The 25937-nt window shown below is 66.2% G+C and carries 27 protein-coding genes; 20 read left to right on the top strand and 7 right to left on the bottom strand.

All coding sequences use genetic code 11. The annotated features are described in order from the left end of the window. From Q0Q02_RS10050 to Q0Q02_RS10000, 11 genes are all read left to right on the top strand, one after another. Positions 1-893 (top strand): cbb3-type cytochrome c oxidase subunit I (locus tag Q0Q02_RS10050; RefSeq protein WP_293808979.1); only part of this gene is annotated, 893 nt, incomplete at its 5' end. A gap of 145 nt (positions 894-1038) precedes the next feature. Beyond that, the gene (locus tag Q0Q02_RS10045) at positions 1039-1983 is read left to right on the top strand and encodes a heme o synthase (RefSeq protein WP_293808977.1); all 945 of its coding nucleotides are present in this window, start codon (positions 1039-1041) and stop codon (positions 1981-1983) included. Further along, the gene (locus Q0Q02_RS10040; protein WP_293808975.1) at positions 1980-2153 is read left to right on the top strand and encodes a hypothetical protein; all 174 of its coding nucleotides are present in this window, start codon (positions 1980-1982) and stop codon (positions 2151-2153) included. The genes Q0Q02_RS10045 and Q0Q02_RS10040 overlap by 4 nt, the downstream gene beginning before the upstream one ends. Further along, on the top strand, positions 2153-2764 hold the full coding sequence (locus Q0Q02_RS10035; protein WP_293808973.1) for a cytochrome c oxidase assembly protein: 612 nt from the start codon (positions 2153-2155) through the stop codon (positions 2762-2764). The genes Q0Q02_RS10040 and Q0Q02_RS10035 overlap by 1 nt, the downstream gene beginning before the upstream one ends. 54 nt (positions 2765-2818) lie before the next feature. Beyond that, positions 2819-3679: a cytochrome c oxidase subunit 3 gene (locus Q0Q02_RS10030; RefSeq protein WP_293808971.1), complete on the top strand. Its 861-nt coding sequence runs from the start codon at positions 2819-2821 to the stop codon at positions 3677-3679. Between the two features lie 80 nt (positions 3680-3759). Next, a complete protein-coding gene (locus Q0Q02_RS10025; protein ID WP_293808969.1) occupies positions 3760-4134 on the top strand; it encodes a DUF983 domain-containing protein in 375 nt (124 codons plus the stop codon). Continuing rightward, a complete protein-coding gene (locus Q0Q02_RS10020; RefSeq protein ID WP_293808967.1) occupies positions 4131-4898 on the top strand; it encodes an SURF1 family protein in 768 nt (255 codons plus the stop codon). The genes Q0Q02_RS10025 and Q0Q02_RS10020 overlap by 4 nt, the downstream gene beginning before the upstream one ends. Positions 4899-4969: 71 nt before the next feature. Beyond that, on the top strand, positions 4970-6385 hold the full coding sequence (gene thrC / locus Q0Q02_RS10015; RefSeq protein ID WP_293808965.1) for a threonine synthase: 1416 nt from the start codon (positions 4970-4972) through the stop codon (positions 6383-6385). Positions 6386-6462: 77 nt separating this feature from the next. Beyond that, entirely contained in the window at positions 6463-7722 is a 1260-nt protein-coding gene (locus Q0Q02_RS10010; protein WP_293808988.1) for a pitrilysin family protein, read from the top strand. 6 nt (positions 7723-7728) lie between these two features. Beyond that, positions 7729-8328, top strand: a complete 600-nt coding sequence (locus tag Q0Q02_RS10005; protein ID WP_293808963.1) for a GNAT family protein — start codon at positions 7729-7731, stop codon at positions 8326-8328. Between the two features lie 77 nt (positions 8329-8405). Beyond that, positions 8406-11345 (top strand): EAL domain-containing protein, encoded by a 2940-nt coding sequence (locus Q0Q02_RS10000; RefSeq protein WP_293808962.1) that lies wholly within the window; start codon positions 8406-8408, stop codon positions 11343-11345. 118 nt (positions 11346-11463) lie between these two features. On the opposite strand, the gene Q0Q02_RS09995 is transcribed toward Q0Q02_RS10000, so the two are convergent. After that, complete coding sequence (locus Q0Q02_RS09995) at positions 11464-12075, bottom strand: YqgE/AlgH family protein (protein ID WP_293808960.1); 612 nt, start codon at positions 12073-12075, stop codon at positions 11464-11466. 129 nt (positions 12076-12204) lie between these two features. Then, complete coding sequence (locus Q0Q02_RS09990) at positions 12205-12525, bottom strand: YciI family protein (RefSeq protein ID WP_293808959.1); 321 nt, start codon at positions 12523-12525, stop codon at positions 12205-12207. 270 nt (positions 12526-12795) lie between these two features. Between Q0Q02_RS09990 and Q0Q02_RS09985 the strand changes: the two genes are divergently transcribed. The 5 genes from Q0Q02_RS09985 to Q0Q02_RS09965 all read left to right on the top strand — a co-directional run bounded on the left by Q0Q02_RS09985 (position 12796) and on the right by Q0Q02_RS09965 (position 17319). Then, positions 12796-13659: a protein-disulfide reductase DsbD domain-containing protein gene (locus Q0Q02_RS09985; protein WP_293808957.1), complete on the top strand. Its 864-nt coding sequence runs from the start codon at positions 12796-12798 to the stop codon at positions 13657-13659. 53 nt (positions 13660-13712) lie between these two features. Beyond that, a complete protein-coding gene (locus Q0Q02_RS09980; protein WP_293808956.1) occupies positions 13713-14198 on the top strand; it encodes a peroxiredoxin in 486 nt (161 codons plus the stop codon). 1519 nt (positions 14199-15717) lie between these two features. Further along, positions 15718-15948 carry a hypothetical protein gene (locus tag Q0Q02_RS09975; protein WP_293808954.1) on the top strand — a complete coding sequence of 77 codons (231 nt, stop codon included), beginning with the start codon at positions 15718-15720 and terminating at the stop codon, positions 15946-15948. A 73-nt stretch (positions 15949-16021) separates the two neighbouring features. Beyond that, on the top strand, positions 16022-16471 hold the full coding sequence (locus Q0Q02_RS09970; RefSeq protein ID WP_293808953.1) for a GNAT family N-acetyltransferase: 450 nt from the start codon (positions 16022-16024) through the stop codon (positions 16469-16471). A gap of 20 nt (positions 16472-16491) precedes the next feature. Next, on the top strand, positions 16492-17319 hold the full coding sequence (locus Q0Q02_RS09965; RefSeq protein ID WP_293808951.1) for a GNAT family N-acetyltransferase: 828 nt from the start codon (positions 16492-16494) through the stop codon (positions 17317-17319). Positions 17320-17447: 128 nt separating this feature from the next. On the opposite strand, the gene rnhA is transcribed toward Q0Q02_RS09965, so the two are convergent. From rnhA to ispH, 3 genes are read right to left on the bottom strand one after another with little or no spacing between them, the layout of a single operon-like run. Continuing rightward, complete coding sequence (rnhA, locus tag Q0Q02_RS09960; RefSeq protein ID WP_291652569.1) at positions 17448-17900, bottom strand: ribonuclease HI; 453 nt, start codon at positions 17898-17900, stop codon at positions 17448-17450. Then, on the bottom strand, positions 17897-18862 hold the full coding sequence (locus Q0Q02_RS09955) for a homoserine kinase (protein WP_293808948.1): 966 nt from the start codon (positions 18860-18862) through the stop codon (positions 17897-17899). Before Q0Q02_RS09955 ends, rnhA begins: the two co-directional genes overlap by 4 nt. Before the next feature lie 21 nt (positions 18863-18883). Further along, a complete protein-coding gene (gene ispH / locus Q0Q02_RS09950; RefSeq protein WP_293808946.1) occupies positions 18884-19855 on the bottom strand; it encodes a 4-hydroxy-3-methylbut-2-enyl diphosphate reductase in 972 nt (323 codons plus the stop codon). A 197-nt stretch (positions 19856-20052) separates the two neighbouring features. Between ispH and Q0Q02_RS09945 the strand changes: the two genes are divergently transcribed. The 3 genes from Q0Q02_RS09945 to Q0Q02_RS09935 are packed head-to-tail and all read left to right on the top strand — an operon-like array spanning position 20053 to position 24238. After that, the gene (locus Q0Q02_RS09945; protein ID WP_293808944.1) at positions 20053-21918 is read left to right on the top strand and encodes a monovalent cation:proton antiporter-2 (CPA2) family protein; all 1866 of its coding nucleotides are present in this window, start codon (positions 20053-20055) and stop codon (positions 21916-21918) included. Beyond that, a complete protein-coding gene (locus Q0Q02_RS09940; protein ID WP_293808943.1) occupies positions 21915-23318 on the top strand; it encodes an MATE family efflux transporter in 1404 nt (467 codons plus the stop codon). Before Q0Q02_RS09945 ends, Q0Q02_RS09940 begins: the two co-directional genes overlap by 4 nt. A gap of 35 nt (positions 23319-23353) precedes the next feature. Then, positions 23354-24238 (top strand): DUF937 domain-containing protein, encoded by an 885-nt coding sequence (locus Q0Q02_RS09935; protein WP_293808942.1) that lies wholly within the window; start codon positions 23354-23356, stop codon positions 24236-24238. Positions 24239-24323: 85 nt separating this feature from the next. Here the strand turns inward: Q0Q02_RS09935 and Q0Q02_RS09930 are convergent, their stop codons facing one another. Further along, positions 24324-24686, bottom strand: coding sequence for a DUF1127 domain-containing protein (locus Q0Q02_RS09930; RefSeq protein WP_293808940.1), 363 nt, complete (start codon positions 24684-24686; stop codon positions 24324-24326). Between the two features lie 179 nt (positions 24687-24865). Between Q0Q02_RS09930 and Q0Q02_RS09925 the strand changes: the two genes are divergently transcribed. Continuing rightward, a complete protein-coding gene (locus Q0Q02_RS09925; RefSeq protein ID WP_047580398.1) occupies positions 24866-25747 on the top strand; it encodes a LysR substrate-binding domain-containing protein in 882 nt (293 codons plus the stop codon). 9 nt (positions 25748-25756) lie between these two features. On the opposite strand, the gene Q0Q02_RS09920 is transcribed toward Q0Q02_RS09925, so the two are convergent. Continuing rightward, positions 25757-25936 carry a Flp family type IVb pilin gene (locus tag Q0Q02_RS09920; protein WP_293808937.1) on the bottom strand — a complete coding sequence of 60 codons (180 nt, stop codon included), beginning with the start codon at positions 25934-25936 and terminating at the stop codon, positions 25757-25759. Position 25937 lies beyond the last annotated feature (1 nt).

Raw genomic sequence — 25937 nt, 5'->3', positions numbered from 1 at the left:
ATCCGGCCGGCGGCGGCGACCCGATCCTGTACCAGCACCTGTTCTGGTTCTTCGGTCACCCCGAAGTGTACATCATGATCCTGCCGGCCTTCGGCATCGTCAGCCACATCATCTCGACCTTCTCGAAGAAGCCGATCTTCGGCTATCTCGGCATGGCCTATGCCATGGTCGCGATCGGCGTCGTCGGCTTCATCGTGTGGGCGCACCACATGTACACCGCCGGCCTGTCGCTCAACACGCAGCGCTATTTCGTGTTCGCGACGATGGTCATCGCGGTGCCGACCGGCATCAAGATCTTCTCCTGGATCGCGACGATGTGGGGCGGCTCGATCCGCTTCACCGCGCCGATGGTCTGGGCGATCGGCTTCATCTTCCTGTTCACGGTCGGCGGCGTCACTGGCGTCGTTCTGGCCAATGCCGGCGTCGACCGCTCGCTGCACGCGACCTACTACGTCGTGGCTCACTTCCACTACGTGCTGTCGCTCGGCGCCGTGTTCGGCATCTTCGCGGGCTTCTACTACTGGTTCCCGAAGATGAGCGGCTACGTGATCCCGGACTGGATCGGCCACCTGCATTTCTGGGTCGCCTTCATCGGCGCGAACCTGCTGTTCTTCCCGCAGCACTTCCTCGGGCTCGCCGGCATGCCGCGTCACTATGTGGACTATCCGGACGCCTTCGCCGGCTGGCACTTCTGGTCGTCGATCGGCTCCTACATCTTCGCCTTCGGCCTGCTGATCTTCTTCTACGGCCTCGTGGTCGCCTTCACGAAGAAGCAGCTCGCCGGCGACAATCCGTGGGGTGAAGGTGCCACGACGCTGGAGTGGACCCTGTCCTCGCCGCCGCCGTTCCACCAGTTCGAGACGCTGCCGCGCATCACCGGCTCGGACCACTGAAGACAACAGGCGGCGGGCCTCCCCGGCCCGCCGCCGCCCTTCCCCCGAGCGCCCATGGGGCGTTCCGGAGACGGGCGGAAACCATAGCCACGTAGACCCAGCGCCCACGGGCGCCGTTCACAAGAGTACGAAGACGATTAGACTGATGTCTGCTGTGTTCGAGACCCGCACCGAAGGCCTGACAGCCTCCACCGGCGAAGCGCGCGATTTCTTCGCGCTGCTGAAGCCGCGCGTGATGTCGCTCGTCATCGTGACGGCGCTGACCGGCATGGCGACCGCGCCGGGCTCCGTGCATCCGGTTCTCGCGCTTGCCGCGCTGCTGGCGATCGCGGTCGGCGCCGGCGCCTCGGGCTGCCTGAACATGTGGTACGATGCCGATATCGACGCGCTGATGAGCCGTACCGCCAAGCGGCCGATCCCGTCGGGCCGCGTCCTGCCTTCGGAAGCCCTCGCCTTCGGGCTGACGCTGTCGGTCGGTTCGGTGCTGGTTCTCGGCCTCATCGCCAATGCACTGGCTGCAGCGATGCTCGCCTTCACGATCTTCTTCTATGCCGTTGTCTACTCGATGTGGCTGAAGCGCTGGACGCCGCAGAACATCGTGATCGGCGGCGCCGCCGGCGCCTTCCCGCCGATGATCGGCGAGGCCGTCGTGACCGGTAATTTCGGCTGGCATTCGCTGGTTCTGTTCGCGATCATCTTCCTGTGGACGCCGCCGCATTTCTGGGCTCTCGCGCTGGTCAAGTCCGGCGACTACGCCCGTGCCGGCATCCCGATGATGCCGAATGTCGCCGGCCCCGCCGCGACGCGCCGGCAGATCGTGCTCTATTCGCTGATCATGGCTCCCGTCGCCGCCCTGCCGGCGCTGATGGGCTTCGGCGGCATGCTCTACCTCGCCGTCTCGGTCTCGACCGGCCTCGTCATGATCGCGCTGTCGATCCAGGTCTGGCTGCGGACCGAGGGGCCCGCCGCCACCAAGGCCTGCTGGTCGCTGTTCGGCTTCTCGATCCTCTACCTGTTCCTGCTGTTCGCCGTGCTGATCGTCGAGAACGGCTTCGGACTGATGTGGGCCCTGCCCAAGGTGATCGGATGAGCGATCAGCGCCCCCAGCAGCCCGCTCCCGCCCCGTTCTCGCCCGAGGACATGGCGCGCCGCCGCCGCCGCTCCATCGCACTGGCGCTGGTGCTCGGCGGGCTCGTGATCTTCTTCTTCGTGGTGACGCTGGTGAAGACCGGCCCCGCGATCCTGAACCGGCCGCTGTGATGACGGCGCCCGCTCCCCAGCCACGCAAGGGCAATCCGGCGCGCACCGCGCTGATCTGCACCGGCATCGCCTTCGGCATGCTCGGCGCCTCCTTCGCCGCGGTGCCGCTCTACGACCTGTTCTGCAAGGTCACCGGCTTCGGCGGCACGCCGATGACCGGTACGGCCGGCGCCGGCAAGATTCTGGACCGGACAATGTCGGTACGCTTCGACGCCAATGTCGCGCCGGGACTGGGCTGGAAGTTCGAGGCGGAAAGCCCGGAGATCAAGGTCAAGGTCGGCGCGACCCAGACCGTCTTCTACAAGATGACGAATCGCTCGGACCGCACGGTGACGGGCATCGCGACCTATAATGTCGCGCCGGACAAGGCCGCGGCCTATTTCGTCAAGATCCAGTGCTTCTGCTTCACGGAGCACACGCTGAAGCCCGGCGAGAGCTTCGAGGCGCCGGTGGTGTTCTATATCGACCCCGAGATCGCGGATAACCGCGAGCTCGACGGGGTCCATGCCATCACGCTGTCCTATACCTATTTCGCCTCCAAGTCGGGCCAGCCCGTCGCGGAAGACAAGCCCGGCGCCGTCAAGGGTGACGCGGGCAATTCGAAACTGTAGAACCACGCTAGAGCAAAAGCGCGGACAAGACGCCGTACGCGGAGACTGAATACGATGGCCGGGGCCCATACGAAGCACCACGATTACCACCTCGTCGATCCGAGCCCGTGGCCGCTCGTCGGCGCCGCCAGCGCGACGATCATGGCGATCGGCGCGGTGATGTGGATGAAGGCGCTGCCGATCGGCGGCATGCATCTCGGCCCACTCGTCTTCGGCGCCGGCCTGCTCGGCGTGCTCTACACCATGCTCGCCTGGTGGATGGACGTGGTGCGCGAGGCCGAAAAGGAAGGCCACCACACCCGCGTCGTCCAGATCCATCACCGCTACGGCATGATCATGTTCATCGCCTCCGAGGTGATGTTCTTCGTCGCCTGGTTCTGGGCCTATTTCGACGCCAGCCTCTTTGCCGGCGAGCACATCAACTATCTCCGCTACGACTTCACCGGCGGGCATTGGCCGCCGAAGGGCATCGAGACCTTCGATCCCTGGCACCTGCCGCTGCTCAACACGCTGATCCTGCTGACCTCGGGCACGACGGTGACCTGGGCGCACTATGCGCTGATCAACAACGACCGCGCTGGCCTGAAGCAGGCGCTGTGGCTGACCGTCATCCTCGGCGTCCTGTTCACGGTCTGCCAAGCCTACGAGTATTCGCACGCCACTTTCGCCTTCAAGGGCAACATCTACGGCGCCACCTTCTTCATGGCGACGGGCTTCCACGGCTTCCACGTCATCATCGGCACGATCTTCCTGGCGATCTGCCTCTACCGGGCCTATCTCGGCCACTTCAAGCCGGACCAGCATCTGGGCTTCGAGTTCGCCGCCTGGTACTGGCACTTCGTCGACGTGGTCTGGCTGTTCCTGTTCGCCGCGATCTATGTCTGGGGCGCCGGCGTGCCGGCCGCCGGGCACTGATCCCCACCCTCTACCGCGCTCTCGCGGTCAACGTCTGAAAGGCGGCCGCGAGGCCGCCTTTTCCTGTTTCGGAGGCTGCAATGGCCGGTTCTGAATCCACACCTCCCTCCCCGTACGCGACAGGCCTCGCAGGTCGCTGCCCACGCTGTGGCGAGGGCGCGCTGTTCGACGGCTTCCTCAAGCTCAAGCCGCGCTGCAACGCCTGCGGGCTCGACTACAAATTCGCCGATTCGGCGGACGGCCCGGCCGTATTCATCATGCTGATCGCCGGCTTCGTCGTGCTGGGCGCCGCGCTCTATGTCGAAATCGCCTATGAGCCGCCGATCTGGCTGCACATGCTGCTGTGGCTGCCGCTGGCCATCGTGCTCTGCCTCGGCCTGCTCAGGCCGATGAAGGGGCTGGCGGTGGCCCTGCAATACGCCCACAAGGCAGAGGAAGGCAGACGCGAATCGTGACCGCCGTGTCGACACCCGCTCCCCGCAGACCCGGATTGCTGCTGCCGACACTGCTGACGATCATCGGCACGCTGGTCCTGTGCACGCTCGGCACCTGGCAGCTCCAGCGCATGGGCGAGAAGCACGCCTATATCGACCGCCTTCAGGAACAGGCGGCCGGCGCCCCTGCCCCGATGCCGCCGAGCACCGGCTGGGCAAAGCTCGACCCTGCTACGCTCGACCTCACCCATGTCGTCGCCAGGGGCAGCTATATCGACGACCGCATCGCCGGCGTGCGCACCACCATCGCCGCCGGCCCGCCCGGCAGCCGGCAGTTGTCCGGCTTCGGACGCTGGATCTTCCAGGCGTTCAAGCTGGAGGATGGCGGCGTCATCCTGGTCAATCGCGGCTTCGTGCCGGAAGGGCGGCTCGGCCAGGTCGGCCCGGCCAGCGGTCCCGACACGGTCAAGGGCTTCCTGCGGGCGCCCGAAACCCGCAACAGCTTCACCCCACAGGACCTGCCGGCGATCCGCGAATTCTACACGCGCGATCCCGCCGCGATCGCAGCTTCCCTCGGCCAGCCGCCCGCACCGTTCTATCTGGAAGCGGCACGCGAGGGCGACGGCATGACGCCCCCGGCCGGCGTCGATGTCAGCGAGCTGATCGGGCGCATTCCGGACAACCACCTGCAATATGCGCTGACCTGGTTCGGGCTGGCGCTGACGCTGCTCGGGGTATTCGCGGCGTTCGTCTGGCAGGCCCGGAAGGGCTCCACCGCGCACTGAGCCTTCAACCGTTTTGCCGAAAGCGCCGGACCGGCCTATAGCATCAGGCTGAGATCACCGAGGCCAAGATCGTGCTGCATGTTTCCACCCGGGGTGAAGCCCCGGCGCTCAGCTTTTCCGACGCGCTCCTGACCGGGCTCGCCCGCGATGGCGGGCTCTACCTGCCGCAGAGCTGGCCGACGCTGTCCGCGACGGAGATCGCCGGCTTCGCCGGGAAACCCTATACGGCGGTGGCCGAGCGCGTGCTCGGCGCGCTCAGCGACGGCGATATCGAGAGCGGCGCGCTCTCCGGCATGATCCATCAGGCCTATGCCGGCTTCCGCCACCCGGCCGTCTGCCCGCTGACCCAGATCGGCGACAATCTCTTCGTGCTGGAGCTGTTCCACGGTCCGACGCTCGCCTTCAAGGACGTGGCGATGCAATTGCTCGGGCGCCTGATGGACCATGTGCTCGGCCAGCGCGGCCAGCGCGCCACCATCGTCGGCGCGACCTCGGGCGATACGGGCGGCGCAGCCATCGACGCCTTCAAGGGGCTGAAGAGCGTCGACGTCTTCATCCTCTACCCGCAGGGCCGGGTCTCGGACGTGCAGCGCCGGCAGATGACCACGGTCGATGCTGACAACGTCCATGCAATCGCGGTCGAGGGCACGTTCGACGATTGCCAGAACCTCGTGAAGGCGATGTTCAACCATCACGCCTTCCGCGACGAGATCGGGCTCTCGGGCGTCAACTCGATCAACTGGGCGCGCATCGCCGCGCAGGTGGTCTACTACTTCACGGCGGCTGTCTCGCTCGGCGGGCCGGGCCGCAAGGTCTCCTTCACGGTCCCGACCGGCAATTTCGGCGACATCCTCGCTGGCTGGGTCGCCAAGCAGATGGGCCTGCCGATCGAGCGGCTGGGCATCGCGACCAACAGCAACGACATCCTGGCGCGCACGCTCGAAACCGGCGCCTATGAGATGCGCGGGGTCCACGCGACGACCTCGCCCTCGATGGATATCCAGATCTCCTCGAATTTCGAGCGTTTGCTGTTCGAGGCACATGGCCGCGACGGCGCAGCCGTCCGCCGCCTGATGCAGTCGTTGCAGCAATCCGGCCGCTTCGAGATCGCGCCCGAGCCGCTTCAGCGTATCCGCGGCGAGTTCGACGCGGCTTCGCAGAGCGAGGACGAGATCGCTGCCGAGATCAAAAAGAGCTGGACGGAAGCCGGCTACCTGCTCGACCCACATACCGCGATCGGCGTTGGCGCCGCACGGCAAGCGTTGAAGCGCGATTCCGCGACGCCGATGATCGTGCTCGGCACGGCCCATCCCGCCAAGTTCCCGGCAGCCGTGAAGGCGGCGAGCGGCATCGAGCCGGCGCTCCCCGCCCATCTCGCCGACCTGATGGAGCGCAAGGAGCGCGTGACGCTGCTTCCGAACGACCTCGGCAAGATCGAGGCCTTCGTGCGCGAGCATGCGCGGGCCGTGCGCGGGGCGGCGGCGTGAGCGCGACCACCCCGATCGAGGAGCATGAGCTAGGTGCGCCCGCGCGACCGGACGGTCAGCACGATCCCGATGTCGCGCTGACCACCCTGCCCTCGGGCCTGCGCATCGTCTCGCAGCGCATGGACCATGCCGCGACCGTCTCGCTCGGCATCTGGATCGGTGCCGGCGCGCGCGACGAACTGCCTGACGAGCACGGCCTTGCGCATCTGCTCGAGCATATGGCGTTCAAGGGCACGGCGCGGCGCAACGCCCTCCAGATCGCCGAGGAGATCGAGAGCGTCGGCGGCGACCTCAATGCCGCGACCTCCGTCGAATATACCTGCTACACTGCCCGCGTGCTCGGCGCCGATCTGGGCCTTGCCGTCGACATCCTCGCCGACATCATCACCTCGCCGTCGCTGACCGAGGAGGAACTGAAGCGCGAGAAGGGCGTGATCCTGCAGGAGATCTCCGCGGTGCAGGATACGCCCGACGATCTCGTCTATGACCGTTTCCTGCAGGCCGCCTTCCCGGACCAGCCGATCGGCCGGCCGATCCTCGGCACGGCGAAGACGGTGAAGGGTTTCACACCCGACGCGATCCGCGCCTATCTCGCGCGCAACTACCATGCCGGCAACATGGTGCTCGCCGCCTCCGGCGCCGTCGACCATGACGAACTGGTGGCGCTCGCCAGGGAGCATCTGTCGAACCTGCCGGCGACCCCGGCCAAGCCGCTCACGCGCGAAGCCGGCGAATATCGCGGCGGCGAAGCGCGCATCGGCAGCGACGAGGAGCAGGTCCATCTCGTGCTCGGCCTGCCCGGCCTGCCCTTCACCGGCGGCACGCATTATCCGCTGCAGATCTTCGCCTCGGTGCTCGGCGGCGGTTTGTCGTCGCGCCTGTTCCAGGAGGTGCGCGAGCAACGCGGCCTTGCCTATGCCATCGACGCGTTCCACTGGCCCTTCTCCGATTGCGGCGTCTTCGGCATCGGGGCCGGTACTGCGCCGGAGGATGCCGGCGAATTGATCGAGGTCGCGCTCGGCTGCCTGCGCCAGGCGGCGGAAGATGTCAGCGAGGCGGAAGTCGCCCGCGCCCGTGCCCAGATGAAGGTCGGCTTGCTGGCCTCGCTCGAAAGCCCCGGCGGCAAGCTGGAGCAGATGGCGCGACAGGTGCTGCTCTTCGGGCGAGCGATCCCACGCGAGGAGCTCGCCGCCCGGCTCGATGCCGTGACGCTCGAAGACGTGCGCGCCGCCGGCCGCTCGCTGCTCGGGCACCAGCCGACGATCGCCGCCGTCGGCCCGACCCATGGCCTGCCACCGGCCAAGCGCCTGCGCCACGCGGCCCGGGCAGCGGACTGACCGGAGATGGCGCTCTTCCGTTTCCCGAGCGAGCCGCCGAGCCGCCCGCTGATCCGGACGCCGAACCTCTATCTGCGCGCGCCCCAGGCCAGCGACCACGCGGCCTGGGCGGTTCTCCGCATGGAAAGCCGGGAATTCCTGACGCCCTGGGAGCCGACCTGGAACGAGGACGACCTGACCCGTGCCTCATTCCGGCTGCGGGCCAAGCGCGCCGCCCGCGAAATCTCGACCGACGAGGCCTATTCGCTCTTCATCTTCGAAACGGGCACCGAGACGCTGCTCGGCGGGCTGACGCTCGGGCTGATCCGGCGTGGCGTCGCCCAGGCCTGTACGCTCGGCTACTGGATGGGGCATCGCTATGCCGGCCGGGGCCATATGACGGAAGCCGTGCGCGGCGCGGTACGGTTCGCCTTCTCCGACCTCGCCCTGCACCGCGTCGAGGCCGCCTGCCTGCCGAATAACGAGCCGTCGCGGCGCTTGCTGGAGCGCGTCGGCTTCCAGCATGAGGGACTGGCGCGGGCCTATCTCAAGATCAACGGCAACTGGGCCGATCACTTGCTCTACGCCGTACTCTCCACCGATGCATTGCCCGGAAACAGGCCGTGACTGCGGCGGTTGACCACAGGCCCGCTTCGCCTTGCCCTTGCCACGAGCGGCCGATAGGGCTTTTCGTCAAACATCGAATGATCGCTTCCCGCCTGATAGCCGAGCACAGCTTGTCCATTTCCGAGCGCCTCTTCCGGGCCGGCCTCGCGCTGGCCGGCCTTGTCCTGTGGTTCTGCGCTGCCGTGCTGCCGGCCCAGGCCGTCGAGGCGGTGCGGGTTCCGGTCGACGCCCCCGTGATCGACCTGACCAATGTCGTCGAGCGCAACAAATCCGACGGCGACGTCATCCAGATTTCCACCGCGCCAGGGCAGGACGGCATCGTCAGGCGCATCGCGGTCAAGGCTCGCGAAGCCGGCGCGCGGCCAGACTGGATCGTCTTCGCGCTCACCAACGATTCCGACGAGCAGATCGACCGCCTGCTGGTGGCGCCCTTCCACCGCCTGATCGGCTCCGGCGTGATCTGGCCCGATCTCGGCGACAAGCGCATCGAGGCGGTTACCGCGAGCCAAGGCCTCTCGCCCGATCGCGAGGCGAGCCCCGATGCCGACGTCTTCCTGATCACGCTCGACCCCGGCACGACGGTCACCTTCGTCGCCGAGCTGAAATCGCCCAACCTGCCGCAGCTCTATCTCTACGAGTCGGAGGCCTATCGACAGAAGACCAACGGGCTGACGCTCTACAAGGGCATCATCATCGGCATCGCGGGCCTGCTCGCGCTGTTCCTGACCATCATCTTCGTGGTCAAGGGCGCGGTGATCTTCCCGGCCGCGGCGGCACTGGCCTGGGCGGTTCTGGCCTATGCCGGCCTCGATTTCGGTTTCTTCCAGCGCCTGTTCCCTCTCACGCCGGCGATCGAGCGAATCTATCGCGCCGGCGCCGAGGTGGTGCTGGCAGCGACGCTGCTCGTCTTCCTCTTCGCCTATCTCAACCTGTCGCGCTGGCACGTCCGTTACGGTCATGTGACGCTGCTCTGGATTCTCGGTCTCGCGGGCCTGGTCGGCCTTGCGGTCTTCGACGCTCCGATGGCGTCCGGCATCGCGCGCATCTCGATCGCGGCCGTCGCGGCGATCGGCTTCATCCTCGTCGTGCATCTGGCGACGCATGGCTACGAGCGGGCGGTGATGCTGATCCCGACCTGGTTCCTGCTCGCGGTCTGGGTCACCGCGGCGAGTTTCACCGTGACCGGGCAATTTCAACGTGATTTGGTCGCGCCTGCACTGTTGGGCGGCCTCGTCCTGATCGTGCTGCTGATCGGCTTCACCGTGATCCAGCACGCCTTCGCCGGCGGAGCGATCTCGCAAGGGCTGGTCTCGGATACCGAGCGCCGGGCGCTCGCGCTTTCCGGTTCGGGCGATCTCGTCTTCGACTGGGATGTCAGTTCCGACAAGGTCTTCGTCTCCCCGCAGATCGAGACGCTGCTCGGCTTGCCCAAGGGGGCGCTCGAAGGTTCAGCCGCGCGCTGGCTGGAGCACATGCATGTCGCCGACCGCGACCGCTATCGCGTCACGCTCGACGCCGTGCTGGAACAGCGCCGCGGCAAGCTCAATCTCGACCTGCGCCTGCGCGCTGCCAACGGCGCCTATCACTGGGTCAACGTCAAGGCGCGCCCGGTGATCGGCTCGGACGGCGAGGTCATCCGCGTCATCGGCACGCTCGCCGATGTCACCGAGCAACGCACCGCGCAGGAGCGCCTGCTGCACGACGCCGTGCATGACAACCTGACCGGTCTGCCCAACCGCAAGCTGTTCCAGGACCGGCTCGGCGCGATCTTCGGCTTCACCCGCGCCGACGACAATATCCGCCCGACCGTGCTCGTCATCGACGTCGACCGCTTCAAGCAGGTCAACGAATCCGTCGGCTTCTCGGCCGGCGATTCGATCCTGCTGACGCTGGCGCGCCGCCTCGGCCGGCTGCTCAGGGCCCAGGACACGCTCGCCCGCATCGGCGGCGACACCTTCGCGATGATCCTGGTCTCCGAGCGCGACCCCGAGCGCATCCTCGCCTTGGCCGAGCTGGTGCGTCGCGCGGTCTCGACGCCGATCACCTATGCCGAGCGCGAGATCGTGCTGACGCCCTCGATCGGGCTCGCCCTGTTCGACCCGGCGCCGGCCTCGCGCAAGGAAGACGCGCTGAAGAATGCCGAACTCGCCATGGCCCATGCAAAGCGGCAGGGCGGCAACAAGATCGAGGTCTTCGTGCCGGCTATGCGGACCGACCGCAACGACAGGCTCGCGCTGGAAAGCGACCTGCGCCGGGCGATCGAGCGCAACGAGATCCAGGTCATGTACCAGCCGATCGTCCGGCTGGAGGACCGCACCATCGCCGGCTTCGAGGCGCTGGTGCGCTGGGACCATCCGCGCGAAGGCAGATTGATGCCGCAGGATTTCCTCGCCATCGCCGAGGAGACCGGGCTGATCGTCGATCTCGGCGTCTATGTCATGGACAAGACCGCGCGCGAGCTGGAAGCCTGGCAGGCGGCGCTGGAGGTCGATCCGCCGATCTTCGCCAGCGTCAACGTCTCCAGCCGGCAATTGCTGCGCCACGACCTGCTGCATGACGTGAAGACCGTGCTCGGGCGCCGGCGCGTGCTGCCGGGCACACTGAAGCTCGAGATCACCGAGAGCCTCGTCATGGAGAACCCGGAATATGCCGCGCAGATGCTGCAGCGCATCCGCGACCTCGGCGCCGGCCTCTCGCTCGACGATTTCGGAACGGGCTATTCCTCGCTGTCCTATCTGCAGCGCTTCCCCTTCGACACGATCAAGATCGACCAGAGCTTCGTGCGCCAGATGGGCAATGGCCGCCCGCCGGTGATCCTGCGCTCGATCGTGCAGCTCGCCGCCGATCTCCACATGGATGTCGTCGCCGAGGGCGCGGAGAGCGAGTCGGATGCGATCGAACTCTACCAGCTCGGCTGCCAGTACGCGCAGGGCTACATCTTCGGCCAACCGATGACGGCGGCGGAAGCGCGACGCCTGATGGGGGCTGCTGCTGCGGCTGCGACCGAGGTGGCTTAGAACCAGGGCGTCATACCCGGGCTGGACCCGAGCATCTCCGGACGGAGGGCGCCCTATCCTGCCAGAGATTCCCGGGTCTGCGCTTCGCTCCGCCCGAGAATGACGGCGTGGCGGCCGTTCACGCGTGCCCTGCCTCGCGCGACAGGAATGCCGGATCGATGCCGATCTTGCCGAGCGCGCGCTGGTATTTGGTCTCGACGCTCTCGTCGAAAAGCAACTCGGGATCGGCCGGGCAATGCAGCCAGCCATTGGACTGGATCTCGGCCTCGAGCTGGCCTGCGGCCCAGCCGGCATAGCCCAGCGCCAGCACGGCGTTCTCCGGCCCCTCGCCGGTGGCGATGGCGCGCAGGATGTCCAGCGTCGCCGTCAGGCAGATGCCCTCGTCGATCGGCAGGGTGGCCGATTCCAGGAAGAAATCGGCGCTATGCAGGACGAAGCCGCGCTTGGTCTCGACCGGGCCGCCGCGCAGCACCTGCACGCGCTCGGCCCGGCTCGGCAGCCGGATCACCTCCTCGGAGGGAATCACGTCGAGCTGGACGAGCAGCTCCGGGAATTTCGTGTCGCCCGCCGGCTTGTTGACGATGATGCCCATCGCCCCGTCCTCGGAATGGGCGCAGACATAGACGACGCTGCGGCTGAAGCGTGTATCGGCCATGCCCGGCATCGCGATCAGGCATTGCCCATCGAGATAGCTGCGGCCGCCGACGCGCGATTGTGAGCCGATCTTCATGGAGCCCATGCTAGAGGCTGTCGGGCCGTATCGGCAAGGCTTGGCTGAAGCTAACCAATGTCGAAGAGCATGCCCACCAAGACCTGCAACGACTGCATGGCCTCGCAGAGTGCGCTCATAATGCGCCCGTCAGGTGCCTTCGAGAGCACTCATGCACTGCGCAAACGGCTCGGACCAGACACCCTTTGACCAGTGATAGATGTCCACCGATTGCCTCAGACCCAACTTGAAGAACGGATCGCCTTCGATGATGGCCTGAGCGGCTTCCTTGTTCTCGGCGTTCACGAGCCAAAGCGCGCCCTGAGGTGCGTCCTCGGGCTTGGGACGTAGAGCGCCACCCGCGAGAACCTTGGTGCCCTGAGCAGCCACATAGTCGAGATGCTCGTCAACATGAGCTTGCCGAAGATGCAGGCGCTCGGGGTTGTCGCGAAGGAGGACAGCGAAAAGCATGGCATTGGCCCTCTCGTGTTGGCGGTCGCGTAAGCTACCATGGGAAACGCAATCTCCGACAGGATCGCGTCGGCGGTTCCCTTTGGGTATGCGCATCGCATCTAACGGTCCATTCGGATCACGTTTGCGTGCTTCGGCCCGGTCCATGGCCGGCACCCCGATTGCGCCCCAATCCTGCGCGAGGCTGTCGACGTGCCGCATCAGCGCGGACCGGCGGAGGAAGACAGGTTTTGTTCGCTTTTCAGGCTCGCAATCGTTAAAGGCAGGGCCGTGAACCGCATTCTTCCCTTGCTGGCCGCGCTCCCGCTGGCGCTGGGCTCCGCTGCCCACGCCCAGGAGGCGACGACGGAAGCCGCCACCTCGCCCTGGTCGGCGAGCGAGCATGCGAAGTTGCGCCTGATCGCCGGGCCGACCACCGCGACCGGCAAGCAGCGCGTCGGCGTCGAGATCGTGATGTCGGCGGGGTTCAAGACCTATTGGCGCAGCCCCGGTCAGTTCGGCGTGCCGCCGGCCTTCGACTGGTCGGGCTCGACCAATATCGGCGGGCTCGACGTGCGCTGGCCGGTGCCGGAGCGTTTCCAGGATTCGGCCGGCTATTCCATCGGCTATGTCGGCGAGGTCGTGATCCCGATCTCGGTCCAGCCGGTCGATCCGTCGCGGCCGGTCCTCGTCGTGCTCAAGCTCGACTACGCCGTCTGCGAGAAGATCTGCATTCCCGCCAAGGGCGAGGCCAGCCTGTGGCTCGAACCCGGCGTGACGACCGTGACCTCGCCGCGTCTCGAAAGCTTCGAGGCGCGCGTGCCGGTCCCGGCCAAGCCCGGCCCCCACAAGGAGAAGATCGCGATTGTCGACGCCGGTCCGGACGACAGCGTGGTCGATCCCGGCCTGCGCCTCATCCTGCAACCGCCAGCGGACGGCCGGATCGAGGACGTCTTCGTCGAGGGCTCGGGCATGTGGTCCTTCGGCAAGTCCCGATTGACGCCGCAGGCGGACGGCACGGTCCTCGCCCAGATCCGGATCGACGAGCGGCCGAAAGGCGCGGCCGGCCCGATCCCGCTGATCTTCACCGTGCGCGGCACGCCGCGACCGATCGAGACGCGGCTGGAACTCGACATCCCCGCCGGCAAGCCCTAATCCGTGAGGCCGGGCGGCCCCTCTGGCCGCAGGCTTTACGGAGAGACAGGCTCATGACCATCAAGGTGGGTGACAAGCTTCCCCAAGTGACGTTCCGCGTCATGACCGCCGACGGACCGGCCGCGCGCACGACCGATGACCTGTTCGCCGGCAAGAAGGTGGTGCTCTTCGCCGTCCCCGGCGCCTTCACCCCGACCTGCCATCGCAACCACCTGCCGGGTTTCCTGGAGAAGGCGGCCGAGATCAAGGCGAAGGGCGTCGACGCCATCATGGTGACCGGCGTCAACGACGTCTTCGTCATGGACGCCTGGTCGAAGGCGACCGGCGGCGCCGGCGTGATCGAGTTCCTCTCGGACGGCAATGCCGATTTCGCCAAGGAGATCGGCTTGTCGATGGACGGCTCGGGCTTCGGCCTCGGCACCCGCTCGCAGCGCTATTCGATGCTGGTCGAGGACGGCGTGGTGAAGCTGCTCAATGTCGAGGAAGCCGCCGGCAAGGCGGAAGCCTCTGGCGCCGAGGCGATGCTCGCCAAGCTCTGAGCCTCAAGGCACGGAGACAGATTGGGGCCCGCGCAGGCGCTGCGCGGGCCTTCTTGTCGGCGGGCCGGATTGGGCAAATGTCAGCAAAGGGTCGGAAGCAGACATTAACCCCTCCACAGCTAGACACGAGGTCACCAAGTCCGTCATTGCAACCCATGCAGATCAAGCCGCAAGTGAAGGAGAGACATTGAGGTGATGAATAAAGAGCAATCCGGCAAGATAGACATGTTAACTGGAATCTTGAACTTGCCAGTCATAATTTTAGTGTCCTGGTATTTCATGTTTCAAAGCACGATAGAGCCTTGGATTGCCATTGTCGCTATAACGCTATTTGCCATTCCGTCTCACTTGTTGATCCGACGGCTGTTGAAAAGACGGCTTTACCCCGATAGCAAGGCCGGAAATTGAACAGAACCCCCAATTGATGTCGGTTTGAAGATGCGATGCGGTCGCGACCGCAATCAGCGGAATGTCTGTTACGGGTCGGATGCCGACCTAATCAGTATGCTTCCTCGACCGGTCCCACCGGCCGCCGAGGTCACACCCACTCAGCTGAAAAACGTTTGGGGCTGGAATTTCGAACTGGCATTCCAGCAAAGATGAACGGCTGGGCCATCCTTCTCCGGGAAAGCCGACGATCTGTAGGACGCTTGTATGAAGCGCTCGATAGAGCGCCTCGCGCTCAAAACCCTCGATCTGGTTTCCCGTTGACATCGTCAGTCGAGGCTCTCTGCCGAAGCACATCTCTCGGCGGTTTACGCCGTCGGCGTTACGCCAGCACCAACCGACCAAGCCTTGGCCGCCGCTCTTTTTCTTCGCCATAACGTCGCCAGCCGACAACAGTGCGCCCGTCGCTAGGCAAAATACCGCAAATGCGAAGGGCCAGAGGATTGTGCGCTTGTGCATTTTTGACGCTCGTTAACCTGTCGCTTCGACAGCCCATTGCATGCACGAAAGCAGCTGAAGGCGATAGTTTCGCTGCAACCTGAAAGGTCCGCAACGGGTCGGAAGCGGGCCTTATATGTGTGATTGGCCCAGATGAAAGCGGCAAGCAGCAATGCGGAGAGTGGCAGCAAATAAGTTTTTTCAATTAGCTATCTGGGGCCTGATATTGAGCGCCTGTGGGTCGAAACTCCCCTTAGATGGGCACCAGTTCAACGCTCATATAAAGGCGTCCTATCCCGCCGGGAGTGCTTATTCCAAGCTAAAAGAGGAGCTAACCTCTCAGGGATTTCGCGCAGAGATAGACAATGATGAGTTCGGAATATTCGTTTTCTCCAACGCGGGCGGCGTCGCACACTGCGGCCAAATAATACAGGGATCGACCAACCCTATTGGGGAGCTCAGCTTCACCCGCAATCCGACTGATAAGATCGCCCGCATAAAGGGGGATCAAGGATGCTTTCGAACTTTCGTTCCTTGAGTCCGCAGCGGGTCGGAAGCCGACCTAGCTTTTGACATTGCGAGGCGTGCGCTGCCAATTAAATTGTTCCACTTCTCTGGCGTATGGGGAGAGGACATGCCGTTTCAAGGCTTCGTTGTCGAACCTGCGGATCTGGCAAAATTGGCTGGCGCTTTCGATGCAGCCTGGGTGGCGGTGAACAGCGTCAATACCATCGGCGGCCAGCAGCAGAGGCGGGCGAGAGCCCGCCTGGCGACGATCATTCTCGATCTTTGGAGGGAAGATCCCGCTCAGGCTCTGAGCGCCAGCGCTGTCGAGCGCTTCCTCGCATCGGACCAACCCAGCTGATCGATCCGATCTGCGCTTGTCATGAGACAAGCCGCGAAGCCCCGGCTAGCTTGCGGGCCGGAGGAAAACACCGATGGCCGATATCGTCATTCGCCCGCTTGCCGCGACCGACCGGGATGCCTGGACGCCGCTCTGGCATGGCTATCTGACCTTCTACAAGGCGACGCTGCCACCGGAAATCGACGCCATCACCTTCGGGCGCCTGACCGGCGGGGAGGAACCGATGGGCGGCTTCCTTGCCTTCCAGGGCGACAAGCCGCTCGGCATGGTCAACTGGGTGATCCACCGCACGACCTGGAGCGAGAAGCCGATCTGCTATCTGCAGGACCTGTTCACCGTGCCGGAATCGCGCGGCACCGGCATCGGCCGCAAGCTGATCGAGGCCGTGAACCAGATGGCGCGGGCGAAGAACTGCTACCGCGTCTACTGGCAGACGCATGAGACCAATCTGCAGGGACAGGCGCTCTACGACAAGGTCGCCGACAAGTCGGGCTTCATCGTCTATCGCCAGCCGCTCGGCTGAGAGCCTTCGGCCGGGCGATCGTGATCGCGGTCCGGGACAGACACGCCATCATCGAGCGGCTCGGCGCCGATCCGCTCGGCAATGTCGTCCTGCTGAAGCATCTCGCGGCCTTTCCGCGGCATACGCGCGCGTTTCAGCAGCTCTCGCCGGCCGGTGCGGCGACGCTCGTCCTGCTCGATACGCAGGCCAGCGACTACGATCGCAAGGCCTATCCGGCAGCGGCCTATGCCGCCCTCATCCGCAGCGACGATGCGGCGCTGACGGAAACGCTGCTCGCCGCGCTTCCGGCAGATGGCGGCATCGTCTTCAAGCTGTGCAGCGCGGCCGAGCAGGCGGTCGTCCAGCGACATTATCCGCTCGCGCGCCAGACCAGCTTCCTGTCGTTCACATCGCCCATACGCGCTCCCGGCCGCGACGGCGTCACCGTTACGGACAGCGCCACGGACGCCATGTTTGCGCTCTATCGCACGCAGGATCATCAACGGGACTGGCTGTCGCCGCTGCTGGCAAGCGGACGCGCCTTCACTTGCAGGATCGGCTCAGGCGCGGAGCCGCTTTCGGTCTGCCTCGCCTTCGAGAGCTATGGCAGCGTCTGGGAGATCGGCGGCGTCGTCACGCAGCCCGATCAGCGCGGGCGCGGTCTGGGATCGCGCGTGGTCGGCGCCGCTCTCGGCGAACTGGCCCGGCGCGGGTTGCTGGCGCGCTATCAGGTCCATGAGGAGAACACCGCCTCGATCCGGCTGGCCGAGGCGCTCGGAATGAAGCCGCTCCTGCGCCTGACCCATTACCTGCACGCGCGACAAGGCGTGACGACTTTGCACGGAAACACAGGGTCATCCCGGGCTTGACCCGGGATCCATGCCGGAGCGCCTCCGATCGAGGTTCAGGCATGGATCCCGGATCTCCGCTACGCTGCGTCCGGGATGACCCGCGTCTTATGAAAACACGCTCGATCTGAAACCCTGCCGTAGCAACTTCAGCGACCGCCACTCTTGAACGGCGCCATGCCGGCCCGCGCCAGGGCGTCGGCGCGCTCGTTCATCTCGTCGCCGGCATGGCCCTTGACCCATTTCCACTCGATCTTGTGGCGGCCGAGCGCAGCCTCGAGGCGCTGCCAGAGCTCGGCATTCTTGACCGGCTTGCGATCAGCCGTCTTCCAGCCGTTCTTCTTCCAGCCATGGATCCATCCGGTGATGCCCTGGCGCAGATACTGGCTGTCGGTGTGGAGCGCGACCGTGACGGGGCGCTTCAGCGCCTCCAGCGCCGCAATCGCCGCCATCAATTCCATGCGGTTATTGGTGGTCTGCGCCTCGCCGCCCGAGAGTTCCTTCTCAACGCCGTTGAAAGTGAGGATCGCGCCCCAACCGCCGGGCCCGGGATTTCCCGAGCAGGCGCCGTCCGTCCAGACTTCGACCGTATCGCCGCTCACCGCTTCAATCCGTATTCGCGGGCATCGGCGACGCGCTGGTGGAAGGCGAGTTTGCGGTCGTATTCGAGCGGGTCATGCGGTTTGACCAGGGCGCCGGGAGGCACGTTCAGCCAGTCGACGAGGCGCGTCAGCAGAAAGCGCAGTGCCGAGCCGCGGCAGAGCTGCGGCAGCGCCTCGACCTCAGCTTCGTTCAAGGGCCGCACGCTCTCGTAGCCGGCGAGCATGGCCTGGCCCTTGGTCAGGTTGAACGAGCCGTCAGCCTCGAAGCACCAGGAGTTCAGGCAGATCGCGAGGTCATAAGCATAGGCGTCGGTGCAGGCGAAATAGAAGTCGATCAGCCCCGAAAGCCGGTCACCGATGAAGAAGACGTTGTTGGGAAAAAGATCGGCATGGATGACGCCGCGGGGCAGGCCCTGCGGCCAGCTCGCCTCATGCACGGCAATCTCGGCGACGACGCGGCGCGCGAGGCCGGGCGAGACCTTGTCGGCATCGGCCCCGGCCTGCTCGGCAAGCGGACGCCAGCCCGGCACGGAGAGCGCATTGACCCGCTCCATCGCGAAATCGGCGCCAGCCTGATGCAGCAGAGCAAGGCCGCGGCCGAGCTCCTGGCAATGCGCGGATGTCGGGCGACGTACCGAGAGGCCGTCAAGGAAGGTGACGATTGCGGCCGGGCGCCCGGCGAGGCGGCCGAGCATCTCGCCGCGGCTGTCGCTGACCGGCTGCGGACAGATCACCCCGCGCGAGGCCAAATGCTGGATCAGGCCGAGAAAGAAGGGCAGGTCGTCCGGGTTCACCCGCTTCTCGTAGAGCGTGAGGATGAAGGCGCCCTGCGTGGTGCGGATCAGGTAGTTCGAGTTCTCGACGCCTTCGGCGATGCCCTTGGCGGAGAGGAGCTCGCCGATGCCGTAGCGCGCCACGAAGGCGGCCATCTCGTCATCGGGCACTTCGGTATAGACGGCCACGATCGTACTCTTCTGCTGGAATTATTCGGCCGCGTCCGGCGCCGCCTCGTCGCGCAACTCGCGCGGCAGCGGGAAGAAGACGTTCTCGTCGGCGGTCGAAACGGTCTCGACGCGAACCTCGTAGCGCGCGGCGAAGGCATCGATGATCTCCTCGACCAGCACCTCGGGCGCGCTTGCGCCGGCGGTGATGCCGAGGCTGCGGATTTGGCCGAAGACCGACCAGTCGATCTCGTCGGTGCGCAGGACGAGCCGCGCGACCGGGCAGCCGGCGCGCTCGGCGACCTCGCGCAGGCGCTGCGAATTCGAGGAATTGGGCGAACCGACGACGATCAGCCCATCCACCATCGGCGCGACGCGCTTCACCGCCTCCTGGCGGTTGGTCGTGGCGTAGCAGATATCTTCCTTGTGCGGAGCGATCAGCTCAGGGAAACGGGCCTGCAACGCCTCGACGATCTCGCGGGTATCGTCAACAGACAGCGTCGTCTGCGTGACATAGGCGAGCGGCTGGCCTTCCGGCGCCTCGAGCGTCGCGACGTCGTCCAGCGTCTCGATCAGCGTGATCGCACCCCCGGGGAGCTGGCCCATCGTCCCGATCACCTCCGGGTGGCCGGCATGGCCGACGAGCAGGATGTGGCGCCCGCGCTTGTGATGGACCTCGGCCTCGCGATGAACCTTGGTCACCAGCGGGCAGGTCGCGTCGATGGCAAAGAGATTGCGGGCCCTCGCCGCCGCCGGCACCGCCTTGGCGACGCCATGGGCCGAGAAGATCACCGGCCGCGTCTCATCCGGCACCTCGTCGAGCTCGGCGACGAAGACCGCGCCTTTCCGCTTCAGGGATTCGACGACGTATTTATTATGGACGATCTCGTGGCGGACATAGACCGGCGCGCCATGCAGCTTCAGCGCCTTCTCGACAGCGTCGATGGCGCGTACAACCCCGGCGCAGAAACCGCGCGGGGCGCAGAGCAGGATGTCGAGCGGCGGCTTTGTCACGCGCAGGGGAAACTCCGATCAGTCCGCGCCTTCTTTCGGCGGGATCGGGGCGATGTCAAGGAAGCGAAGCGGCGCAGGCCGCCGTGATCACCGATTGCCTCTCGCAGGATCGCCGTCGAAAGCCTAGATAGAGCGACGGGCCGCCACGCCGAGCGTCGCGCCGGACAGCCAAACCATTCCAAAGCACCGAGTTCCGCATGGCCGACGCCGCCTCGCATGTCAGCTTCCTGCCGCCGATCCTGACCTTCTGCGCCGCGGCGGTGATAGCCGTTCCGCTGTTCCGCAAGCTCGGGCAATCGGCGGTGCTCGGCTATCTCGCCGCCGGCATCGTGATCGGCCCCTCGCTCCTCGGCCTGATCAAGGACCCCGACGCCATCCGCAGCACGGCCGAGATCGGCGTGGTGCTGCTGCTCTTCCTGGTCGGCCTCGAGCTGCAACCGTCCCGCCTCTACTCGATGCGCAAGGACATTCTCGGCACCGGCCTGGTGCAGATGGCGCTCTGCGCCGCCGGCATCGGCCTGTTCGGCTGGTATTTCGGTCTATCCGCTGCAGGAGCGGTCGCCGTCGGCGTGGCACTGGCGCTGTCCGCAACCTCCATCGCGCTCCAGCAATTGGCGGAGCGGGGCGACGGCAGCGAATCCTATGGGCGGCGCACCTTCTCGATCTTGCTGTTCCAGGACATGGCCATCGCGCCGGTGCTGGCGCTGCTGCCGCTGTTGGCCAGCACCGGCAGCACACAGGCCGACAGCCCGATGCGCGCGCTGGCCAGCCTCGGCATCGCACTCAGCGCGCTGATCGCGATCATCCTGGCGGGGCGCTACGTGCTGAATCCGTTCTTCCGCATCCTCGCCCATACCGGCGCCAAGGATGTGATGACGGCGGCGGCGTTGCTGATCGTGCTGGGCGCGGCACTGCTGATGGAGCATGTCGGCCTGTCCATGGCGATGGGCGCCTTCCTCGCCGGCGTGATGCTGGCGGATTCGCATTTCCGGCACGAGCTCGAAGCCGATATCGAGCCGTTCCGCGGCGTGCTGCTCGGCCTGTTCTTCATGGCGGTCGGCATGTCGCTCGACCTCAAGCTGGTCGCGACCAACTGGATGCTGCTGGCGGTGTCGGCGCCGCTGCTCGTGCTCTTCAAGATCGCGGTCGTCACCTCGATCCTGCGGATTTCCTGTTCATCCTGGATCGAGGCGATCCGGGCCGGCGCCCTGCTCTCGCCTGCCGGCGAGTTCGCCTTCGTGCTACTGCCGCTGGGGCTGGCGCAGGGGCTGCTCACGCCGCCGCAAGCGGCGATGGTGACCGCGCTCGCCGCGATCAGCATGCTGCTCGGCCCGCTCGTCGCCAAGCTGATCGATGCGGTGCTGCTGGCCCGAATCCAGCCGGAAACGATGGAGGAGGATTTCGACGGGGTCAGCGACAGCCAGGTGATGGTGATCGGCTTCGGCCGCTTCGGCCAGGTGGTGACCCAGGCCCTGCTGCTGCAGCATATCAACATCACCGTGATCGATTCCGACGTCGAACAGATTCGCGCCGCTGCCCGCTTCGGCTTCAAGGTCTATTACGGCGATGGCACGCGCCTCGACGTGCTGCGCGCCGCCGGCGCCGGGCGCGTGAAGGTGATCTGCGTCTGCATCGACAACAAGGATGCGGCCCTGCGCATCGTCGAAATGGTCAAGACCGAATTCCCGCAGCTGCGCGTGCATGTCCGGGCCTTCGATCGCATCCACGCCATCGAGTTGATGAAGGCCAATGTCGATTTTCAGATGCGCGAAACCTTCGAGTCGGCGCTCGGCTTCGGCCGCGTCGCGCTCGAGACGCTGGGCTTGAGCCGTGACGAGGCCGAAGTCGTCATCGACCATGTTCGCGACCGTGACGCGCAGCGCATGGAGATCCAGTTCCACGAGGGCATCGCGGCGGCGCTGAACCGTGTGCCGCGCGTTACGCCGGAACCGATCGTCACGCCCAAGGGCAAGTCGAAGGCCCTCAATGCCGAAACGGAGCAGGTCATCGCCGATGGCGGCGCCGAGGTCGCGGTCGGCGGCGTCGGAGAGCCTGAGCGATGAGCCGGGCCTCGGCCCGGCCGCAGGCCGTCTTCCTCGAAGGCCCATTGATGCGCCATGTCGCGGTGATGACCGCGACGGGCTCGGTCGGCCTCATGGCGGTGTTCGTCGTCGATCTTCTGTCGCTGCTCTATGTCTCCTGGCTCGGGCGGCCGGAGGCGACGGCCGGCGTCGGCTTCGCCACCATCGTGCTCTACCTGATGGTCTCGGTGAATGTCGGCCTGATGATCGCAGTCACCGCGCTGACCTCGCGCAGCGTCGGGGCAGGCGACCGCCCGGCGGCGCGGCGCATCGCGGCCTCGACCATGGCCCTGTCGGCGATCGTGGCGCTCGTCCTGTCGCTCGTCGCGCTGCCGCTGCTGCCCTGGCTGCTCAGCCTGCTCGGCGCGCATGACCAGTCGCATGCGGTCGCCCTCTCCTTCCTGCATATCGTGCTGCCGTCGAACATCCTGATGGCGATCGGCATGGGCTTCTCCGGCATCCTGCGCGCCATCGGCGATGCCCGGCGGGCGATGTTCGTCACGCTCGGCGGCGGCATCGTCACGGCGGGGCTCGACCCATTGCTGATCTTCGGCTTCGGACTCGGGCCCGACGGCGCGGCAATCGCGATCGTGCTCGCGCGGATCATCATCTGCGCCATTGGCTTCCATGCTTGCGTGGTCGCGCATGACATGATCGAGCGGCCGCGCCTCTCCTTCATCCGGCAGGACAGCGCCCGGGCCTTCGCCATCGCGGGACCGGCGATCCTGACCAATCTCTCGAACCCGATCGCCAACGCCGTCTTCGCCGGCGTCGTCGCCCGCTTCGGCGATGCGGCGGTGGCGGCGCTTGCGATCATGGACCGGCTCGTGCCGGTCGCCTTCGGCGTGCTCTTCGCGCTGTCGGGAGCGGTCGGGCCGATTCTCGGGCAGAACTGGGGCGCCGGGCGCTTCGACCGGATGCGCCGGGGCCTGACCGATGCGGCGATCTTCGCCGGCGCCTCCGTGCTCGTCTCCTGGGCGCTGCTCTTCGCCTTCCGCGGCGCCATCGTCTCCGCCTTCCATGCAACGGGGCTGACGGCGGAGCTGGTGCTGTTCTTCTGCCTGATCGCCGGGCCGATGTGGATCTTCGTCGGCATGCTGTTCGTCGCCAATGCCGCGTTCAACAATCTCGGCATGCCGTTCCTGTCGACGCTGTTCAGCTGGGGCCGCGCGACGCTCGGCACCATGCCGCTCGCCATCCTCGGCGCCCATCTCGCCGGGCCGAAGGGAGCGCTCGCCGGCTCGGCGCTCGGGGCGGTCGCCTTCGGGGTGCTGGCGCTGGTCTTCGCCTTCCGCGGCATCACAAGGCTGGAGCACAAGGCCGCGCAGCGCCGCGCCGCAATCGATTTGCCAGGCAAGGACACCCTGCTATCGTCTTCTTAGGCACGGAACCAAAGGCCGGCCGGGGAGATGCGTCGATGATGAACCTGTTCGATATCATGCAGTCGGCCCAGAACGGCCAGGCGCTGCCGAATCTCGCCCAGCAATACGGCCTGAGCCTGCAGCAGACGCAGGCTGCGCTCGACGCCCTGCTGCCGGCCTTCTCGATGGGTCTGCAGCGGCAGACGCGCGACCCCTACGCCTTCGGCTCGCTCGCCCAGATGATGACCGCCTCGCCCTACGCCCGCTTCTTCGAGGCCGGCGGCTATGGCATTCCGGCCGGGGCTCAGAACGCCGGCAACGACGTGCTGAGCCAGCTCTTCGGCTCGCGCGAAGTCAGCCAGGCGATCGCGGCACAGGCGGCGGCGACCAGCGGCGTCTCGCAAGCGATCCTCAAGCAGATGCTGCCGGTCATCGCCGCCATGCTGATGGGCGGCCTGTCCAAGACGTCGAGCAACGAGGGGCTGGGCGGCATTCTCGGCCAGTTCGCCGAAATGATGCGCGGCCAGATGCCGGGAATGCAGCCGGCGCCGCAACAGCCGCAGATGCCAGCCAATCCGTTCGAGGCGATCCTCAAGGGCATGTTCGGTCAGGCCGGTGGCCAGCCGCAGCCCAGTCCGCAGGCGGCTCCGTCCGACCCGTTCGGCGGCGCGCTCGGCCAGATCCTCGGCGGCATGTTCGGCGGTATGGCGGCGCCCCAACCCGAACCGGCGCCTGCTCCGCGCAGCGCACCCCGGCGCGCAGCGGAACCTGAGCCCGAACCTGAAGAGGCTCCATCCTCCTCGGCCGCCGGGCCGGGCTCGATCGGCCTCGACGCGCTCAACCAGATGTTCGAGCACGGTCGCCAGATCCAGGACGATCATCAGAACGCGCTGAAGTCGATCCTCGACGCCATGCTCGGCGGCGGTCAGGGGCGCCGCTGACCCATATCAGGCGCGCATCTCACACAGGCATGAAAAAGGGCGGAAGCACGAAGCTCCCGCCCGCAGGGACGCTGTCGCCAAGGGGTCAGGCGCAGCGTGCAACCGTGATATCGGCCTTCCCGGCCAGCATCGGCGCGGAGCCGGCATGGCGCAGGGCATGATCGCGCCGCGCGGCTGCGAGATTCGACGAAGAGCGCGAGCGCTCCGCCAGCACGGCCGACGGATCGTCCAGCCAGGACGCCGCCAGCGCGCCGTCGATATCCGAACGGACGAGGCCGATATCCTTGAGCCCGCGCTCGTCGAGCTCGGCGCCAAGACGCATCACCTCACGGCGATGGATGAGCGCGCGCACGAGTTGAATCGTTCCGGCAGCTCCGATGGTGGCAACACGCGTGACGCCGGCCGAAACGGACGAGAGCGACTTCGCGGCAATGGTCATGAGCAGCATGACGGCCTCCTTTGGCGGTGCGGAACGTGGATCTGAGCCCCTCCACCCCACCCGGACGCGCCATTGACAGGGAACTTTTGGAGAGCACCCGGACCTTAGCGAGGCTCTGGCCATCAGCCAAACGAATGGTTATGATGTCTCGCAACACTGATATTGATGAACAGTGACGGGGATCGCCAATGGCTCATGTGCTCGATGCCGATCAGCTCAAGACCTTCGTCGCCATCGCCGATACCGGCTCCTTCACCCGCGCTGCCGAGATCGTTTTTAAGACGCAGTCGGCCGTCTCGATGCAGATGAAGCGACTCGAGGAGCGGGTCGGGCGCCCCCTGTTCGGCCGCGACGGCCGCCATGCCAAGCTGACCGAGGATGGCGAGCGGCTGCTCGACTATGCCCGCCGGATCGTCAGGCTGAACCTCGAATGCGTGGCATCCTTTGCCGATGCCGATCTCAAGGGGCGCATCCGCCTCGGCGTGCCCGACGATTATGCCGATCGCTACCTGCCGGAGATCCTGGCCCGCTTCGCCCATTCGAATCCGCGCGCCGAGGTCACGGTGGTCTGCGAACCGACGCCGATGCTGGCGGAGCGGATCGCGACCGGCGATATCGACCTTGCGATCATCACCCATGTCGAAAGCCGCGGCCAGGGCGAGATCATCCGTATCGAGCCGCTGCTCTGGGTCACGTCGGCACGCCACAGCGTGCATGAGGAGGATCCGTTGCCGCTGGCGCTCGGGCGGCCGACCTGCAACTGGCGGCAGGCGGCGGTCGATGCGCTGGAATCGAAGGGGCGGCGCTTCCGCGTGCTCTATGCGAGCTGGAACTCCACGGCGGTCGGTGCCGCCGTGCTGGCCGGGCTCGCGATCTCGGTCCTGCCGGAAAGCGCGGTCAGGCCGGGCATGCGCATCCTCGGCCCATCCGAAGGCTTCGCAACCTTGCCGTCGTGCAAGATCGGGCTGCTGCGGACCCGCTTCGACCCTTCGGTGCTGTCGAATGCGCTGGCCGAGCACATCATCCAGAGCCTCGACAATCTGGCGAGCTTCAAGACCGCAGCCGAATGAACGAAGGCTTCAGGGCAGCTTGATCGCGTTCGCGGCGGCCGTCAGGAACGAACCGATCTGGTTTCCGTACAAGGTGGCCCAGGTAATGATCGTCGTCGAGATGATGCCCGCGATGAGGCCGTATTCGATCGCGGTCGCACCGCGCTCGTCGCGAACTAGCTCGAGAAAGCTGGCTCTGATCCGCTCCATG

This window comes from uncultured Allobosea sp. (genome assembly GCF_945956895.1).
GTDB lineage: Bacteria > Pseudomonadota > Alphaproteobacteria > Rhizobiales > Beijerinckiaceae > Allobosea.
This window is presented reverse-complemented; position numbering and strand designations above follow the sequence as displayed.